This window comes from Mesorhizobium sp. M7A.F.Ca.US.014.04.1.1, from assembly GCF_003998745.1.
Classification (GTDB): domain Bacteria; phylum Pseudomonadota; class Alphaproteobacteria; order Rhizobiales; family Rhizobiaceae; genus Mesorhizobium; species Mesorhizobium ciceri.
In genome coordinates this window covers 1-882 of sequence record NZ_RZRW01001187.1, presented here as the reverse complement: position 1 = coordinate 882, position 882 = coordinate 1, and the positions used below count along the sequence as shown (strand labels likewise).

The 882-nt window shown below is 63.5% G+C and carries 1 protein-coding gene and 1 pseudogene; both read left to right on the top strand.

The window, feature by feature from the left end:
- Nucleotides 1-444 (top strand): annotated as a pseudogene (locus EOA22_RS35475) (ABC transporter permease); the annotation flags it as partial.
- 11 nt (nt 445-455) lie between these two features.
- Nucleotides 456-882 (top strand): nucleoside hydrolase (locus EOA22_RS35470; protein ID WP_206521526.1); only part of this gene is annotated, 427 nt, incomplete at its 3' end.

Here is an 882-nt window from a genome sequence, read left to right as displayed (position 1 = left end):
GTCGGCGAAAAGCCGGAAGCCGCCGAGGCGCTTGGCATCTCGATCACCCGCGTCCGCTACATCGCATCCCTGCTGTGCGGATTGCTGGCGGGCCTCGCCGGCGCGCATCTGTCCCTCGGCTACATCACCATGTTCACCGAAAACATGTCGTCGGGCCGTGGTTTCATGGCGGTGGCGATCCTGATCTTTTCCAACGGCGATCCGCTGAAGGTGCTGGCCGGCTGCCTGCTGTTCGGCTTCGCCGATGCCTTTTCGTTGCGCCTGCAGACGTTTGGCTATCCGTCCTACCTGGTTCTCACCGTCCCCTATGTCGTTGCGCTGATCGCATTGTTCGCGCTGTCCTACCGGGCGCGTCCAAGGATCATCGCGGAGACGCTGGAATCGATGCGGAAACTGCTGTCGGTAGACAGGAACACCGAACCCGGCGGCAAAAATCCCCAGTGAAGGAAGCCTTTATGGAACGCATAATCCTCGACGTGGATTCAGCCGGCGACGATATTCTCGCCGTGCTGTTTGCAGCGGTCAATCCCAAACTCCGGCTCGAGGGCGTGACCACCGTGACCGGTGCGGCCGGCCCGATCGAACAGGTCACCAACGTCGTCCTCAACACGCTGACGCTCGCCGGGCGTGACGATATCCCGGTTCACGCCGGCGCGTGGCGGCCGATCGTCGGCAACGCCAAGGCCGACATGGAGGCGCCGGTGCATTTCGAAAAACGGCTTGTCGCCCGCTTCGGCGATCGCCTGAAGAAGTTCAACCCGCCGGCGCCGACGCCGGTGCGGCAGGCCACGTCGGGACATGCGGTCGATTTCATCATCGAGACGGTCATGGCCAATCCGGGCGAGATCACGCTGGTGACGACCGGCCCGCTGACCAACGCGG